Genomic DNA, 1,396 nt, shown 5'->3' with positions numbered 1-1,396 from the left:
CTATAAGTTGAACCATGAATTAATTTAGTATTTTTATTATAGAATAATTCATAAATTTTTTCTGAAATTAATGTAGCCCCTATAGCAGCATATCCACTTCCTAATCCTTTTGAAATTGTTATTATATCTGCCTCAGTTTCCCATTCTGTTATTGCAAATGGACTACCACTTCGTCCATACCCACAGAATATTTCATCAGCTATAAATAAAATATCATATTTATCACATATTTCTCTTATTCTCTTGTAATAATCTCTATGGGGTACTACTCCTGTACAAGTTGTTCCTATAATAGGCTCGGCAATAAATGCAGCCACACTACTTTTACCTTGATTTAGAATCTCTTCTTCCAATTGATTTGCACAGCTTAAATTACATTCGTTTTCACAAAAATGACATCTAAAAGCATAAGGCGCGGCAATTTGTGGAGCATTAACCATCATTGGAGAAAAGGCCTCTCTCCAACTACTTCTTCCTGATAAAGATAATGTAGTTAAAGATGCTCCATGATAACTTTGTTTTCTAGATATAATTTTATATTTTTCTGGTTGGTTTTTGCTAATATGATATTGGCGAGCAATCTTAATAGCAGCTTCATTTGCTTCAGTTCCACTAGAACTAAATATTACTTTATTAATATTTTTAGGTGATATAGAGATAATTTTTTTAGCTAGTTCTTCCTGCCATTTATGGGTAAAACTTCCATTATTTGCATAAAATAAACTTTGTTGATCTATTTCTTTTAAACTTTCAAAGATTTCTTTTCTACCATGTCCAATAGCAACAACTGCAGCACCAGCTACAGCGTCTAATATTTTTTCTCCATTTTTTAATTTCAGATATACTCCCTCCCCATCAACAACTTCATCAAATTCTTTATTTAAATCTCTATAAAAAACATTACTACTCTTCATTTACAACTCCAATCCATTAATTTTATTACCATTATTTTCTAAAAAAATCTTACACCATATATGTGTAGAAATTGCATACCAAATTCTATATAAATGCTTTGACGAATAAGATTCATTTTTATTTTTTCTTAATAATCTAGATAAACTATCTCTTGGCAAAATATTAAATTTATCTATTTCTTCGGTAATTAATAGTTTATTAGCCAAACTATCTATAAAATTAGAATATTCCATACCATACTCTAAATGTTGAATTCCTTTCGGCCTATCACAAATGTTTTTAGGCAACAACTCTGCAGCTGCGTGTCTCCATATAAATTTATTAGTATTTTGAAATATTTTATGCTCATCTGGAATTCGACCAGCTAAATTAAGAATTTCATGTGTATATAAAGGATATCTAGCAGTTAACCCACCATGTTCTCTTATAAGTTGGTGTTTCATACCTAAATGCCCATCATTAAATTTAAACTCATTTACTA

General features: G+C 29.6%; 2 protein-coding genes. Both read right to left on the bottom strand.

Annotated features, from left to right (window positions below):
• Positions 1–914: aminotransferase family protein (locus HUN22_RS17050; RefSeq protein WP_174731886.1), on the bottom strand; the 914-nt coding region annotated here is incomplete at its 3' end.
• The coding region (locus HUN22_RS17045; protein ID WP_217488220.1) for an asparagine synthase-related protein at positions 915–1,396 on the bottom strand (482 nt) is incomplete at its 5' end.

The sequence above is a fragment of the Acinetobacter lactucae genome (assembly GCF_013344765.1).
Taxonomy (GTDB): Bacteria; Pseudomonadota; Gammaproteobacteria; order Pseudomonadales; family Moraxellaceae; genus Acinetobacter; species Acinetobacter lactucae_A.
Note: the sequence above shows the minus strand (reverse complement) of the source record. Positions and strands in the feature narration are given on the sequence as shown.